Origin of the sequence: Sphingorhabdus lacus (assembly GCF_009768975.1) — a bacterium.
Lineage (GTDB): Bacteria > Pseudomonadota > Alphaproteobacteria > Sphingomonadales > Sphingomonadaceae > Sphingorhabdus_B > Sphingorhabdus_B lacus.
On record NZ_CP035733.1, the window covers coordinates 3,124,641 to 3,138,899 of the forward strand.

A 14,259-nucleotide genomic window follows, 5' to 3' on the forward strand; every position below is an offset into this window, starting at 1 on the left:
GCGCCGGACCCGGTCGGTGCTTACGCGCCTTGCGGGTTGGGTTCGCCCGATACATCGCCTGCCTTGCGGCGGCCGGCCTTGGGAATGGCGGTGCCGATTTGCGGGATGCTCGACGGCTTGGCAATCGCGCCATCGTCCCGCTCGAACTTGCCGGTGGCCAGCAGCGACTTGATCTCTTCGCCCGACAGGGTTTCGAATTCGAGCAGCGCATTGGCCAGCAGATGCAATTGCTTGCTGTGCTTTTTCAGCAGGTCGGTTGCCCGCTTGTGGCCGCCTTCGACCAGCTTGCGGATTTCGGCGTCGATCTTCTTCGCGGTTTCGTCCGACATGGCCGAACGTTGCGACATGCCATAGCCGAGATAGCCGTCCTGCCGCTCTTCATATTGCAGCGGGCCCATCTCGTCGGACATGCCCCATTGGGTGACCATGTCGCGGGCGAGGCTGGTGGCGTACTGGATATCGCTCGACGCGCCCGACGACACCTTGTCATAACCGAAGATCAGCTCTTCGGCGACACGCCCGCCCATCGACACCGACAGGTTGGCGTGCATCTTGTCACGGTGATAGCTGTAGCTGTCACGTTCCGGCAGGCGCATGACCATACCCAGCGCACGGCCGCGCGGAATGATCGTTGCCTTGTGGATCGGGTCGGACGCCGGTTCATGGATGGACACAATCGCGTGGCCAGCCTCATGATAGGCGGTCATCTTCTTTTCGTCCTCGGTCATGACCATCGACTTGCGCTCGGTGCCCATCATGACCTTGTCTTTGGCGTCTTCAAATTCCTGCATCGCGACAAGGCGCTTGCCACGGCGCGCGGCGAGAAGGGCGGCTTCGTTCACCAGATTGGCAAGGTCCGCACCGGAGAAGCCGGGGGTGCCACGGGCAATGACGCGGCCGTCCACATCGGGGGCGAGCGGCACTTTCTTCATGTGCACTTCGAGGATCTTTACGCGGCCATCAATGTCGGGACGCGGCACGACGACCTGACGGTCGAAACGGCCGGGACGCAGCAAGGCGGGGTCGAGCACGTCGGGACGGTTGGTGGCGGCGACGATGATGATGCCTTCATTGGCTTCAAAGCCGTCCATTTCGACGAGCAGCTGGTTCAATGTCTGCTCACGCTCGTCATTCTGATTGCCAAGGCCTGCGCCACGGCTACGGCCCACGGCGTCGATTTCGTCGATGAAGACGATGCACGGCGCGTTCTTCTTGGCCTGTTCAAACATGTCGCGCACGCGGCTTGCGCCGACGCCGACGAACATTTCGACAAAGTCCGAACCGGAGATGGAGAAGAAGGGCACGCCTGCCTCACCGGCAATCGCGCGGGCGAGCAGGGTCTTACCGGTGCCGGGCGAACCGACGAGCAACGCACCCTTGGGAATCTTGCCACCCAGGCGCGAGAATTTGTGCGGGTCCTTGAGGAATTCGACGATTTCCTGCAGCTCTTCGCGTGCTTCATCGATACCGGCGACATCTTCAAAGGTGACGCGGCCATGCTTTTCGGTGAGCAATTTTGCCTTGGACTTGCCAAAGCCCATCGCCCCACCGGCGCCGCCGCCCTTCTGCATCTGGCGCAGAACGAAGAAAGCGATGCCGAGGATCAGCAGGAAGGGTAGCGCCTGATAGAGCAGGATCAGCAACAGGCTGGGCTGTTCTTCGGCCTTGCCCTGCACATCGACGCCCTTTTCATCGAGCAGAGGATAGAGGCCGCTGTCGGCGGGAATGGGAACGGTGACGAAGGTTTCGTCATTCTGGAACTTGCCGGTGATCCGTTCGGGCGCAATCGCGACCGACTTGACCTCGCCAGCTTCGACCTTTTCGCGGAAGGACGAATAGCTGATGCCTTTTGCGGGATCCGAAGTGCCGCCAAAAATGGACGCAACCAGCAAAATGGCGACAATGATTGCCGACCAAATGGCCATATTGCGCAACAGCGGATTACCTTTGGACTCCGGTTCGTCGTTCATCATCTACGCCTTGATTGTCTTCACCCGTGCGAAGTGCGTCGGGACATGGAGGCAATGTAAGCGCGAATGCGTGAATGACAATATAATGAAGCGCAATTTTTGCACGGAGAAGCGGAGTTTCCTTTGCTGTGCTGCGGGAGAGGCTATGCCGACCGTGGCGGGGCGGGCGCGACTGTCCAAAGCGACCCTCCGCTGCACAGCAAATTTCCGATCATCGCGGTCCGGCCCGCGTCCAGTTCGGCGAGCAGATGGTCGACGGCCTCGCCCCGGGGCTGCAGCGCGGGATCGAGGCGGGTGATGCAGGCGAGCAGCAGGCGGCGCTTGAGTTCGCGGGGCAGGCCGCTGGCGTCGCACCGCAGCGTACCTGCGTCCTCCACGATCCGCTCTTCGGCCAAAGTCTGCACCATCCAGACCAGTGCGTCGGAGGCATCGTGCAAGGCGCGCGCGGTGCGGTTGGTGCGTGCGATGGCGAAGGGATGCGGTGCCTGGGCGAGCCATTGGCGGATGGCGACGCGGTCATATTCGGCATTGCTGTTGCTGGGGTCGCGCACAGGATCGATCCCTGCGCGCGCGCAGATATCCTCGCACTCAGCCTTGGAAAAGGCGAGCATGGGCCGGATGATGCGGCCATTACGGCTGCGGATTGCCGCCATACCGTCAATCCCGCTGCCCCGTGCCAGCCGCATCAGCACGGTTTCCAACTGGTCATCGCCATGATGCGCGGTCGCGATCAGGGTGCAATGCTGGCCATCGGCGGCCTGTTCCAGCAGACGGTAGCGCGCCGCGCGGGCCTGCGACTGGAGATTGCCGGTAATCGCTGCTTCGGGACGCAAGGTCAGGTGCGGGACTCCGATACCGGCGCAGATGTGCGCGACAAAGTCGGCCTCCTGCGCGGCTTCGGGGCGTAAGCCATGGTCGACGGTGGCGGCAAAAACTGCCCCCGGCCGCGCCTCTGCCGCAAGCAGCAGGAGCGCCAGACTGTCGGGGCCGCCGGACACGGCCAGAAGGATCGGGTCGCTCGTATCCGGCGCAAAGCTGTCAAGCGCCCGCCGGAAACGGTCGAGATATTCGGGCGGCTGGCTTATTTGCACTTGGCCCGTGTTTTGCCGCCCGCAATCCGGTCGGCGAGACGCCCCGTGGCGACATCGGGATAGGATTTCGCCAACTCGTTAAACGCCTCGCACGCTTCGGCGGTCTTGCCGAGGTCGGTCAATGCCGAGCCCAGGAAGAAAAGGCTTTCAGGGGCACGGTCGCCGCGCGGGTCGGTCTTGTAATTGTCGTAGAACACCTTGACCGCCGTCGCCGGTTTCTTGTCGTCGAGCCATGTGCGGCCCAGCAGATTGCGGGCATAGCTCAGGCGCTTGTGCTTGGGGTTTTTCTTGATGGTTTCTTCAAGCGTAACCTGCGCCTCGGGGTAGAATTTTGCTTCCCACAAACGGAAACCATAGGTGTAGCCATCTTCGAACGCATCGCCGGTCGCGGGCTTTTCGATTGCGGCGACAGCGGCTGTCCGCGCAGCGGTGGGCTTGGCCGCAACCGCCGGAGTGGTCGTTGCCGGCTTGGGCTTGGCTGCGGCGGGTGTGGCAACAGGAGTTGCCGCAGGCGTGGTGACGACGGGCGCGACCGAGGCGGTGCCCGCGGCGGCTTGATCGGCCTGCGCCTTCAACTGGGCTTCAATCGCCTTCAACCGGGTTTCCATCTGCCGCATGGCATTGTCATGCTGCTCGAACTGGCCGGTGAGCGTTGCCAATTGGGTTTCAAGCGCATCGACGCGGACGAGCAGGTCGGCGGTTGCGGTCGACGAGGATGTGGTCGGCTTTTGCGCGGTCGGGGATTGAATTTCCGGTTCCAGAAACTTGCCCGCGCCATTGGGGAAGACCTGCCGCTGGACCGCGCGCATTTCCTTTTCCAGCTTGCCGACGCGGCCGTCCAGATTGGCATCTTGCGCCAATGCGGAAACGCTCATCATGCAGGCGGCACTGCCTAACAGCAGGATTCTTAGTGTCATTGGGCTACCCTCCAGAATGTCGACCAAAGCAGGTTTCTATAGCTTGCCCGATTCACGCAATAAAGGCCGAACGCAACAGGGAATGTAAAGTTTGGAATCCGAAAGATACGGGATCGGCCTTAATTCCCGCTATTTTCCGTCGCGGGCGCTGCGGGAGCAGGGGCTTCAGCGGCTTTTTCCACCGTTTTTTCGGTAACCCGGGGCGCAGACGGATTGGCGGCCGGAGTGCGGCGTTCCACGGTCCGTTCGCGCGGGGTGCTGTTGCTTGCGCTGCTGTTGCTATTGCTGCTGCTCGTGGTGCTTGCCGCGGGCGTGCTCGCCGTGCTTTCGGCAGGGGCGGGGGCAGGAACGCGGGCCAGCAGGGCTTTCGCACTAATTTCAAGATCGGCGACGGTCTTGTCCGCCGGACCAAGGGCGGGAACTTCCTTGCCACCCACGGTTACGGTCAGCACTTGCGGCCGTCCGGTCACGATCATCGGCTTGTTCGCATCCTGCGGCACTGTGAAGCTGTCGCCTTTCACCATTTCCTTCTCGTAGAGACGCTTGTTGTCGGCGTCATAGACCTTCACCCAGACATTGTCGGTGGCGGTCAGAACAACAGCGCCGTCGGGATTGGGCGTTTCGGCAGGCGCGGTGGCCGCAGATGCCGCCTTTTCCGCAGCCGGTGCGGGCATGGAAATGTCGCCACCGCCGCCAAGCGTCATGCTGCGCCAGACAAAATAGGCGGCAACGAGCAGGACGCCGATGCCAGCCGCTGTCCATGCAAGCGCACGCGACGGTACGCGGGCGGGGTCGGCGGGTTCGTAATTTTGCAGCGGTGCCTGATAACCTTCATGCCCACCCTGGGCGAGTTCGGCGCGCAAGTCGGTGCTGACCTTGGCGGAGTCCATGTCCACCGCGCGGGCATAAGAGCGCGCAAAACCAAGCGTATAGGTGGAGCCGGGGAGCGCGCCAAAGTCGGATTTTTCAATGGATTCCAGATGCCGCATCGGCACCCGTGTCTTCGCAGCGAGGTCGGATAGGCTGAGGCCCAAGCGCTCACGCTCCGCCTTCAGCTGTTCGCCGACGGTTTGAAAACGAAATTCTTCCTCGCTCGGTGAATCGTCACCCAATGCAAATCTCCACGGCCCGTTCTCCCTCCACCTCTCCGGGCAGATGCCGGACAATGGCATCGTGCCGATGAAAGTCAATCGATAAAGGGTGTAAATTCAGCTGGTTTCGATACCCTGAGCCGTGGCCCAGACGGATAAGGCAGAGCGCAGATTCTGCGTCGGTGACGTGAGCAATTCCGTCATCTTTGCCTTGATTGCGGCTTGGTCGGTGGAACGGATCATCGCCTTTACAGGACCGACGGCGGCGGGTGTGATCGAAAGACGACGGATGCCAAGTCCGATCAGCGCCAATGCCTCCAGACTGCGTCCGCCCATTTCGCCGCACACGGCCACATCCACGTCATGCCCGTCGGTGGCGTCGACCACCCGCTTGATGAAGCGCAGGATCGCCGGGCTCAGCCAGTCATAGCGTTCGGCCAGACGCGGGTCGGCGCGGTCGGCGGCGAACAGGAATTGCGTCAGATCGTTGGTGCCGATGGACAGGAACTGGATTTTGGGCAGCAGGATATCAAGCGTTTCGGCCAGCGCCGGAACCTCCAGCATCGCGCCATAGCGCACCTTGCTCGGCAACTGCTTTTTCAGCTTGCCCAGAAATTCCATCTGCCCTTCGAAGATCGCCTTCGCCGCATCAAACTCCCACGGTTCGGACACCATAGGGAACATGACGTTCAGCGTGCGTCCGGCGGACGCCTCGATCAGCGCGCGGGCCTGCGTCTTCATCAACCCGGCATGGTCAAGCGACAGGCGCAATGCGCGCCAGCCGAGCGCGGGATTTTCTTCCTCGCTGGTTTCGTCCTTCAAATAAGGCAGCGCCTTGTCTCCGCCGATGTCGAGCGTGCGGAAAATGACAGGCTTGTCGCCTGCGGCATCGAGCACGTCGCGGTAGAAACGCTGTTGCCGTTCGCGCTGGGGCAGGGTGGCGGAAATCAGGAACTGGAATTCGGTGCGGAACAGGCCGACGCCTTCGGCCCCGGTGGTCGCCAGCGCCGACATATCGTCGCGCAGCCCTGCGTTGATCATCAGGGTGATCGGAAGCCCGTCTTTCGTCACCGCCGGCTCGTCGCGCATCGCGGCGTAGCGGGCCTTTTTCTTTTGCCGGTCGACAAGCTGGTGCTGGAAACTTTCCTCGGCGCTCGCGGACGGCCGGACGATGACGCTCTTCTCGTCGGCGTTGAGAAGGATCATCTCCCCATCGCGCACCTTGTGGCGGATCCCGCGCACCCGGCCGAGCACTGGAATGCCCATCGCACGCGCAACGATGACGACATGGGCGGTCAGCGAGCCTTCTTCCAAAATCACGCCGCGCAACCGGCGCTTGTCATATTCGAGCAGTTCGGCAGGGCCGAGGTTGCGCGCAATCAGGATGGTGTCTTTTTTGAGGCCCAGTTGCGCCGCCGTGCTCATCTGCCCCGACACGATGCGCAGCAGGCGGTTCGACAGATCCTCCAGATCGTGCATCCGGTCGGCGAGCAGCGGATCGTCAATCTGCCGCATCCGCATCCGCGTGCGCTGCTGCACCCGCTCGATCGCGGCTTCGGCGGTCAGGCCGCTGTCGATGGCCTCGTTGATGCGGCGGCTCCAGCCTTCGTCATAGGCGAACATCTTGTAGGTCGCGATGACCTCCTCATGTTCGCCGCCGGTGCCGAAATCGATCTGGCTCGCCATGCGGTCGATCTGTTCGCGCATCTTGTCGAAGGCGGAATAGACGCGCTGGCGTTCGGCTTCGGTATCCTCGGCCACGGTATGTTCGATGCGGACATTGGGCTGGTGGAAAATGGCGACGCCTGCGGCAGCACCCTTGACCAGCGGCAGGCCGGTCAGGCTGACCGTACCGGTTTCGATGCCCGAACCGATTTCGGGGTCGTCGATCAGGTCGGCATTGGCGATCAGTTCGGACAAGACCATCGCCACGGTCTGCAGCGCCTCGATCTCGACCTCTTCATATTTGCGCGGTTCGACATGCTGCACGGCGAGCACGCCGACGGCGCGTTCGGACCGGACGATGGGGACACCGGCAAAGCTGTGGAACCGTTCTTCGCCCGTTTCGGGGACATAGCGGAAATTGGGATGCCCCGATGCCTCGTCGAGGTTCAGCGTCTCGACATTTTCGGCAATCGTCCCGACCAGACCTTCGCCCAGGCCCAGACGGGTGACATGGACCGCCGCCTCGTTCAGTCCGCGGGTCGCGAACAGTTCCAGCGCACCGTCGCGCAGCAGATAGATCGAGCATACCTCGCTCGACAGCGCCTCGCCGATAATATTGACGACATGGTTCAACTTGGCCTGCGCATGGTTTTTGGATGCCATGACTTCGTGCAGGCCGGTCAATATGTTACGGGCGGAACGGGTAGCGCTTTCCATATTCCGCACCTAGCAGATGCGCCGTGCGCAAGCGATACCCTCGCTCAAATTTTATTCCGGGAAAAAGCCCGAGGGTCAGGCAGGAAGCGATTCCTGCGTGAGCATATCCTTCAGATGGAGTTTCTGTTTTTTGAGCGCGTGGATCAGCCCGGTATCGGGCAGCGGGCGGTTCTCTTCACGCTCCAGCTTTGCTTCCAGTTCGGCATGTTTCAAACGCAATGCGGACATGTGACTGTTGTTCACCTCATTCTCCTTTCACGAGACTCGACGACATGGAACGAGAGTAAATCATGAAAGCTTAACGATGTCTTCCCTCAATTCGATCCAATTTCTAGCTTTGGGATAGTGGGTCCCATTTTGACGATGACTTGTTAACCCCAATAAGGTTAGAGGGGATTATGAACGACGAAGGTTACCAGCAGCAGCTCGAACAGTTAAAGGTTGAGCATCGCGACCTTGACGATGCGATCCGCGCACTTTCCTCGCAGACGATCGTCGACCAGTTGCAGATTGCCCGGCTGAAGAAAAAGAAACTGATCCTGAAGGACCGCATCATGCGGCTGGAAGACCAGCTTGTGCCGGATATCATTGCCTGATTGGCCTTTTCGCCATCTTAACCATTTTACATTTATCTATCAGGCGTTTCATCCCGGTACAGTCGCGCCACTGACCCGGTTTTGCGCCGATTTGCCCTAACATTTTTACAGCACCGGTGGCATAAGGTTGCAGATGGAAAGTCTGCATCACGAACTCACCCCGAAACTGCTGGAATCGCTCTATATCGAAGCGATGATTCTGGCGGATGAGGCGCGTTCCTATTTTGACCGTGACCAGATGACCGTCAATCTTTCGCCTGAAATATCCGTCGCCTTTTCATGCGAATCGTTAAAGGTGACGACCCGCCTGATGCACAGCATTGCATGGCTGCTTAACCAGAAAGCTTTGCTCGCGGGCGAAATTTCGCACTATGACAGCCTGACCGACGCACGCGATCTGGGCTACTCCCCCGCCAGCGACTCGTTCCAGGTTGACCGCTTCCCCGAAGAAGCCCGCGCCCTGATCGCCGCAAGCGAAGACCTTTATTTCCGCCTGCAGCGGATGAGCCAGAAAATGCGCAGCGCCGATATGCCGGTCCCCGAACCGCTGGCGATGATAGAAAGGCTGCGCGCTTCTTTTTGAGGTCTTGTTAGGTTCGACCCCCCTCTCCCCTGAAGGGGAGAGGCGACAATTGATGGTTTAATTCAAGCGTCGAACTGCAAACTCGCCAGCCGTGCGTAGAGACCACCAGCGGCGCTTAGCTTCGCATGATCGCCTTCTTCGACGATGCGGCCCTGGTCCATCACGATGATCCGGTCAGCCGAACGGACGGTGGCCAGACGGTGCGCGATGACGATGGTCGTGCGGTCCTTCATCAGATGGTCGAGCGCATCCTGCACCAGACGTTCGCTTTCGGCGTCGAGTGCGCTGGTCGCTTCGTCGAGCAGCAGGATCGGGGCCTGCCGCAGGACGGCGCGGGCGATGGCGATGCGTTGGCGTTGCCCGCCCGACAACCGCGCGCCGCCTTCGCCCAGATAGGTGTCGAGCCCCTGCGGCAATTCGCGCAGGAAGTTCGCGGCATTGGCCTGTTCGGCGGCGTGCCAGATGGCGTCGTCGTCGGCGAGCCAGTTGCCATAGCGCAGATTGTCGCGCGCGGAGGAGGCGAACAGCACGGTGTCCTGAGGCACATAGGCCATGCGCAGGCGGATTTCGGCAGGGTCGGCGCTGGTCAGCGCGACGCCGTCGATGCGGATTGCGCCGCTTTCGGGATCGTAGAAACGCTGCGCCAATTGGAACAAAGTCGACTTGCCTGCGCCCGACGGGCCGACGACGGCGACGGTTTCGCCGGGGCTGACCTTCAGGCTGAAATTATCGAGCGCCGATACTTCGGGCCGGGTGGGATAGCGGAAGTTCACATTCTGGAACTCAAGTTGCCCGCGCGGGGGGACCGGCAGGGCGACAGGTTTGGCAGGCGGGGCGATATCGGGCTGTGCCGCCAGCAATTCCGCAAGACGGCCCGAGGCGCCTGCACCGCGCACCAGATCGCCATAGACTTCGGTCAATGCCCCGAACGCACCGGCAACGAGACCGCCGGTCAGGACGAAGGCCGCGATGGTGCCGCCTGAAATAGTGCCCTCGGCCACGCCCTGTGCACCCTCCCACATCAGCAGGGTGATCGCGCTGAATATCAGGGCGATGACAATGGCGGTCAGCATGGCGCGCAGGCCGATGCGGCGCTTGGCCGCGGCAAAGGTGCTTTCGACAGCGTCGGAAAAGCGGATATGCTCGCGCCCTTCCTGCCCGAAAGCCTGCACGATTTTCAGCGCACCCAGGCTTTCCGAGGTGATGGTGCCGATATCCGCGACGCGGTCCTGCGAGGAACGCGACGCCTTTTCCAGCCGACGCCCGATGAACACGATGGGCAGGATGACGATCGGGATGCCGATAAGCAGGGCCGCCGTCAATTTGGGGGCGAGGGTGAAAAGATAGATGATGCCGCCGACGCCAATCACCAGATTGCGCGCGGCAACCGAAACGGTGGTGCCGACAATCTGTTCGATAACGGCGGTATCGGCGGTCATGCGGCTGGCGATTTCGGCGGGGCGGTTTTCTTCAAAAAAGCGCGGCGCGAGACCGAGCAGGTTTTTCTGCACCGCGACGCGGATGTCGGCCACCACGCGCTCACCCAGCCAGCTCACAAAATAGAAGCGCAGCGCCGTCGCCACGGCGAGCACCGCGACGATCATCAGCAGATAGCGGAAATAGGGGTCGATGTCGCCGCCATTGGCGATGAAGCCCTTGTCGATGATCCGCTGGAAACCCGCAGGGATCGCCAGCGTCGCGCTGGCCGCGACAGCAAGCGCGATACCGGCATAGAGTATCTGGCGCGGATAATGGCTGGCGAAATGGGCAACCATCCGGAGCTGCGCCAGTTTGCGGGTGGGCTGCGGCGTTTCCGCGGCTGTATTTTCGACAGGTTCGGCGGGTGTCGCCGCCGCGAGGGTCTGTTCAGTCATGCGTAGCGCCTAGCAGTGCGCAGACACGCAAACAATTGCGCAGAGGGACGAAGTGTTAAGTTTTTTATGGTGCAATGCACAATAAAGGCTTATGTCGGGCCCGATGAGCGGGTGCCGGCAACGGCCCGGCGGATATTTTTAAGGACGTACCCATGCTTTACACCGGTTATGATATTCAGCGCGGATGGCTTGCTGGCGCAGGTTGGATTGCCCAGAAACAAGCTGATTTCCTGAACAATTTTGCTTCCGGTCCGTTCAGCTATGGCGGCATGGCCCCGATTGCGGCCTCCGCGCTTGACGTTTTTGCCCATTCGGTAATGCCGCGCGGCAAACCCGCCTTCGGACTCGATTTTGTCGACATTGGCGGAAAGCATCTGCCGGTCACCGAAGTCAACGAAGCGCGCAAGCCCTTCGGTCAGCTCAAGCATTTTACCTATGAAGGCAGCAGCGAAAAGCCAAGGCTTCTGATCTGTGCGCCCATGTCGGGGCATTTCGCCACGCTGCTGCGCGGCACAGTGGAGCGGATGCTGCCTGTTTATGACGTTTATATCACCGACTGGAAAGATGCGCGCGATGTGCCGTTGACCGGCGGCGGTTTCGATCTGGAAAGCTATATCGACTATCTGATCGAGTGGCTCGAATTCATCGGTCCCGATGCAGGGGGTCGCGGCGCGCATATGCTGGCCGTGTGCCAGCCGTCGGTTCCGGCCTATGCCGCAGCCGCGATCATGAGCGCAAATGAACACCCCTTGCGTCCGCGCACGCTGACCATGATGGGCGGCCCGATCGACACCCGCGAGGCCCCCACCGCCGTCAACGACCATGCGACCCGCCGTCCGCACGACTGGTTCGTGCAAAATGTCATCGCGACCGTGCCGCCCTATTATAAAGGCTCGGGCCGCCGCGTGTATCCCGGGTTCCTGCAGCTTTCCGGCTTCATGTCGATGAACCTTGGCAACCATATGATCAGCCACTGGTCCATGTTCTCCGACCTCGTCAAAGGGGATGGGGAAAGCGCAGACCGGCACAAGGAATTTTACGACGAATATCGCGCGGTGTGCGACATGACCGCCGAATTCTACCTGCAGACGGTCGACACCGTGTTCCAGCGCCACCTGCTGCCCAAGGGCGAGTTCAACTATCGCGGCAAGCTGGTCGACCCCGGCGCGATTAAGGACATTGCGATCCTAGCGATTGAAGGCGAGCGGGACGATATCAGCGGCCTTGGCCAGACCAAAGCCGCGCTGACCATCGCAACCGGCCTGCCCGACAGCCACAAGAAATACCATATGGCGCCCGAAGTCGGCCATTATGGCATTTTCAACGGCAGCAAATGGCGCGAACGCATTGCGCCGGTGCTCGAAGAATGGATCGCCGCGCATAATGGTTGAGGGTTTTGTGGGGGCAATCCCCGCACATCACAAAGCCTTATGAGCGCAGCGAATTAAGCGGAGTTGGTGAGGGGCTGTACCCTCTCGATCGGGACGAATCCTTAACCCGCCGCCCCGTTCATCCGCTTCAGCGTCGCAAGCGCGGCGGCCAGTGCGGAATCCATATTGTCATCCTGAACCGCCGCCACATCATGCACGACCTCGAGGGTCGGGCGGCCATCGCGGGTGGGTTCGATGCTGACATCGGCGTCGGCGACGACTTCGATATGGGCGTCTTCGTCAACGACAGGAGCAGGCTGCCGCACGGCGAGGACGGCGGCGACGCTTTCCAGTTCGGCGAGCTGTTTCTGGCGTTCGGCAACGGCGGCTTCCAACTGGGCGACCATTTCGGCGAGCGTCGGCTGCACATCTTCGGCCGCGACGGGTGCCACGACCGGCATTTCTTCGGCCACAGGTGCAACCGGTTCAGGTGCCATTTCGGCAACAGCCACGTCTGCAACAGGCTCTTGTGCTCCAACATCTTCAACCGCTGGCTCGACGGTCACTTCGGTTGCGACGTCCGCGAGTTCCAGAACCGGCAAATCCTGCGTTGCCAACAATGGACGGCGTGGCGGTGCGTCGGGATGGGTATCGCCGTTGCGCAGCTTGGGCAAATCGGCAAGCTCGGTAATGGCGTCTTCGTCATGCTGCCACGGCATTTTCGGCAAGGCCAGCGCGGGCATACGAAGGCGGGCCAAACGGTCGGCAAAGGTCGGCTTTTGGTCTTCGTCGTCCACCATCCAGTCGGGAACCGAAGGCTCTGCTGCATGAACAGGTGCGGGGCGCTGGGCTGGTGCACCATCAAAGCGGAGCAATAAATAAGTCAATGTCGACAGGGTGAATGCCCCTGCGCCAAAGGCGATCAAGGCGCGCGCTGTATCGCCCAAGGGGGCGCGGGCGGCGGGAATGAGTTCGGAAAGTCCGGTCGCGCCGGTTACCGATTCGAGCATGGCGACCGGGACAAACATCGTTGAAACGGCGGCCAGAGTTGCACCGGCCATGGCCATGGCGACGGCTTTAACTTGGCTGTTTGGCACGCTTTTCGGCATTATGTACTTCCTGTTGGTCCACCCTTGCGCTCACGCCGCTCGGGCAATTGCCTTATCCCCTATCAGCAAATGGTAAACAGGATCGTAACGATAAATATTCTTCTGCCAACTGCGTTCATTCTGAACATAATGCCGCGCCCGGTCGCGCATCGCGTCCCAGCCGGTGCGGTTGGCAAACAGACGGTCCAGCGCGGCGGCCATGTCGGCGGGATCGTCCGCCGCGAACAAAGTGCCGGTGTCGCCATCGCGGATCAGCTCGCGATGCCCGCCGACGTCCGACGCCGCAACAAGCCGTCCCTGCGCCATCGCCTCCAGAGGTTTGAGCGGGGTGACCAGATCGGTCAGGCGCATCTTCTTGCGCGGATAGGCCAGCAGGTCGACAAGGCTGTAATAACGCTCGACCTCTTCATGCGAGACGCGGCCGACAAAATGGATCCGGTCGGCACAGGGCGATGCCAGTGATTGCGCGCGCAATGCCTGCTCCATCGGTCCGCCGCCCACCATGAGCAGATGCGCGTCATGCGCCATCAACGGCATGGTGGCGATCAGGTCGTCCAGCCCTTCATAATCGTAGAAGCTGCCAATATAGCCGATCACATCCTTGCCCGTCAGGCCAAGCTGCGCGGCGAGCGCGCTGTCCGCAGGCGGCGGTGATCCGAACAGTTCAAGGTCGACGCCATTGGGCGAGATGGTGATTTTCGACGGCGGCACACCGCGTCCGACCAGATCGTTCTTCAACCCTTCGCAGATGACCGCGACCGCATCGGCGTGGTTCACCACATAATTTTCGAGCGCACGCGTCAGGCGGTATTTGGCCGAACCTTCGCTGCCCGTGCCATTGCCGACCGCCGCATCTTCCCAAAAGGCGCGGATTTCATAGACCAGCGGCAAGCCCAACCGCTGCGCCGCGCGAAAGGCGGCCAAGCCGTTCAGGGCAGGCGAATGGGCGTGGAGCAGATCGAACGGCCAGCGCGCGTGCAGGGCGACGATCGCATCGGCCAAGGCAGCAATCTCACGCCATTCGCGCAACGGCGAAGGCCCGGACACTTCGCCCAGGGTGCGGTGGAAAGTCAGGCCCTCGACCGTCTCCTGAACGGCATCGGGAACCTGCCCGTGCTGATATTGACGGACACCCGTGATTCCGGCGACTTCCCACCCGGCGGCGGCCTGCGCCTTCATGATGGCGCGGGTGCGGAACGTGTACCCGCTGTGCAGCGGCAGGCTGTGATCAAGAATATGAAGTATGCGCGACATGGGCCAAATCCCTGCCAGAAAA

Annotated in this window: 12 protein-coding genes; 3 read left to right on the forward strand and 9 right to left on the reverse strand. The window is 61.4% G+C overall.

The window, feature by feature from the left end:
• Nucleotides 1–20: 20 nt before the first annotated feature.
• The 6 genes from ftsH to EUU25_RS14940 all read right to left on the reverse strand — a co-directional run bounded on the left by ftsH (nucleotide 21) and on the right by EUU25_RS14940 (nucleotide 7,694).
• On the reverse strand, nucleotides 21–1,970 hold the full coding sequence (ftsH, locus tag EUU25_RS14915; protein ID WP_158903461.1) for an ATP-dependent zinc metalloprotease FtsH: 1,950 nt from the start codon (nucleotides 1,968–1,970) through the stop codon (nucleotides 21–23).
• A 143-nt stretch (nucleotides 1,971–2,113) separates the two neighbouring features.
• Complete coding sequence (gene tilS, locus EUU25_RS14920) at nucleotides 2,114–3,061, reverse strand: tRNA lysidine(34) synthetase TilS (protein ID WP_158902306.1); 948 nt, start codon at nucleotides 3,059–3,061, stop codon at nucleotides 2,114–2,116.
• Nucleotides 3,052–3,978 carry a tetratricopeptide repeat protein gene (locus tag EUU25_RS14925; RefSeq protein WP_158902308.1) on the reverse strand — a complete coding sequence of 309 codons (927 nt, stop codon included), beginning with the start codon at nucleotides 3,976–3,978 and terminating at the stop codon, nucleotides 3,052–3,054. Before EUU25_RS14925 ends, tilS begins: the two co-directional genes overlap by 10 nt.
• A gap of 119 nt (nucleotides 3,979–4,097) precedes the next feature.
• Nucleotides 4,098–5,090: a helix-turn-helix domain-containing protein gene (locus EUU25_RS14930; protein WP_246162763.1), complete on the reverse strand. Its 993-nt coding sequence runs from the start codon at nucleotides 5,088–5,090 to the stop codon at nucleotides 4,098–4,100.
• 96 nt (nucleotides 5,091–5,186) lie between these two features.
• A complete protein-coding gene (ptsP, locus tag EUU25_RS14935; protein ID WP_158902312.1) occupies nucleotides 5,187–7,451 on the reverse strand; it encodes a phosphoenolpyruvate--protein phosphotransferase in 2,265 nt (754 codons plus the stop codon).
• A 75-nt stretch (nucleotides 7,452–7,526) separates the two neighbouring features.
• Entirely contained in the window at nucleotides 7,527–7,694 is a 168-nt protein-coding gene (locus tag EUU25_RS14940; RefSeq protein ID WP_158902314.1) for a YdcH family protein, read from the reverse strand.
• A 155-nt stretch (nucleotides 7,695–7,849) separates the two neighbouring features.
• On the opposite strand from EUU25_RS14940, the gene EUU25_RS14945 reads away from it, so the two are divergent.
• Entirely contained in the window at nucleotides 7,850–8,047 is a 198-nt protein-coding gene (locus tag EUU25_RS14945) for a YdcH family protein (protein ID WP_143776667.1), read from the forward strand.
• A gap of 133 nt (nucleotides 8,048–8,180) precedes the next feature.
• Nucleotides 8,181–8,630 (forward strand): DUF1465 family protein, encoded by a 450-nt coding sequence (locus tag EUU25_RS14950; protein WP_158902316.1) that lies wholly within the window; start codon nucleotides 8,181–8,183, stop codon nucleotides 8,628–8,630.
• A 62-nt stretch (nucleotides 8,631–8,692) separates the two neighbouring features.
• Here the strand turns inward: EUU25_RS14950 and EUU25_RS14955 are convergent, their stop codons facing one another.
• A complete protein-coding gene (locus tag EUU25_RS14955; protein WP_158903463.1) occupies nucleotides 8,693–10,405 on the reverse strand; it encodes an ABC transporter transmembrane domain-containing protein in 1,713 nt (570 codons plus the stop codon).
• Nucleotides 10,406–10,656: 251 nt separating this feature from the next.
• On the opposite strand from EUU25_RS14955, the gene EUU25_RS14960 reads away from it, so the two are divergent.
• Complete coding sequence (locus tag EUU25_RS14960) at nucleotides 10,657–11,895, forward strand: polyhydroxyalkanoate depolymerase (protein WP_158902318.1); 1,239 nt, start codon at nucleotides 10,657–10,659, stop codon at nucleotides 11,893–11,895.
• 101 nt (nucleotides 11,896–11,996) lie between these two features.
• Here EUU25_RS14960 and EUU25_RS14965 read toward each other — a convergent pair whose 3' ends face one another.
• On the reverse strand, nucleotides 11,997–12,983 hold the full coding sequence (locus EUU25_RS14965; protein WP_158902320.1) for a hypothetical protein: 987 nt from the start codon (nucleotides 12,981–12,983) through the stop codon (nucleotides 11,997–11,999).
• A 30-nt stretch (nucleotides 12,984–13,013) separates the two neighbouring features.
• Nucleotides 13,014–14,237 carry a TIGR04063 family PEP-CTERM/XrtA system glycosyltransferase gene (locus EUU25_RS14970; RefSeq protein ID WP_158902322.1) on the reverse strand — a complete coding sequence of 408 codons (1,224 nt, stop codon included), beginning with the start codon at nucleotides 14,235–14,237 and terminating at the stop codon, nucleotides 13,014–13,016.
• Nucleotides 14,238–14,259 lie beyond the last annotated feature (22 nt).

Bases quoted from the DNA above. Each gene is read 5' to 3' on its own strand.
- ftsH (WP_158903461.1), bottom strand. From the start codon at position 1,970: ATGAACGACGAACCGGAGTCCAAAGGTAATCCGCTGTTGCGCAATATG.
- EUU25_RS14925 (WP_158902308.1), bottom strand. From the start codon at position 3,978: ATGACACTAAGAATCCTGCTGTTAGGCAGTGCCGCCTGCATGATGAGC.
- ptsP (WP_158902312.1), bottom strand. From the start codon at position 7,451: ATGGAAAGCGCTACCCGTTCCGCCCGTAACATATTGACCGGCCTGCAC.
- EUU25_RS14945 (WP_143776667.1), top strand. From the start codon at position 7,850: ATGAACGACGAAGGTTACCAGCAGCAGCTCGAACAGTTAAAGGTTGAG.
- EUU25_RS14950 (WP_158902316.1), top strand. From the start codon at position 8,181: ATGGAAAGTCTGCATCACGAACTCACCCCGAAACTGCTGGAATCGCTC.
- EUU25_RS14955 (WP_158903463.1), bottom strand. From the start codon at position 10,405: ATGGTTGCCCATTTCGCCAGCCATTATCCGCGCCAGATACTCTATGCC.
- EUU25_RS14960 (WP_158902318.1), top strand. From the start codon at position 10,657: ATGCTTTACACCGGTTATGATATTCAGCGCGGATGGCTTGCTGGCGCA.
- EUU25_RS14965 (WP_158902320.1), bottom strand. From the start codon at position 12,983: ATGCCGAAAAGCGTGCCAAACAGCCAAGTTAAAGCCGTCGCCATGGCC.
- EUU25_RS14970 (WP_158902322.1), bottom strand. From the start codon at position 14,237: ATGTCGCGCATACTTCATATTCTTGATCACAGCCTGCCGCTGCACAGC.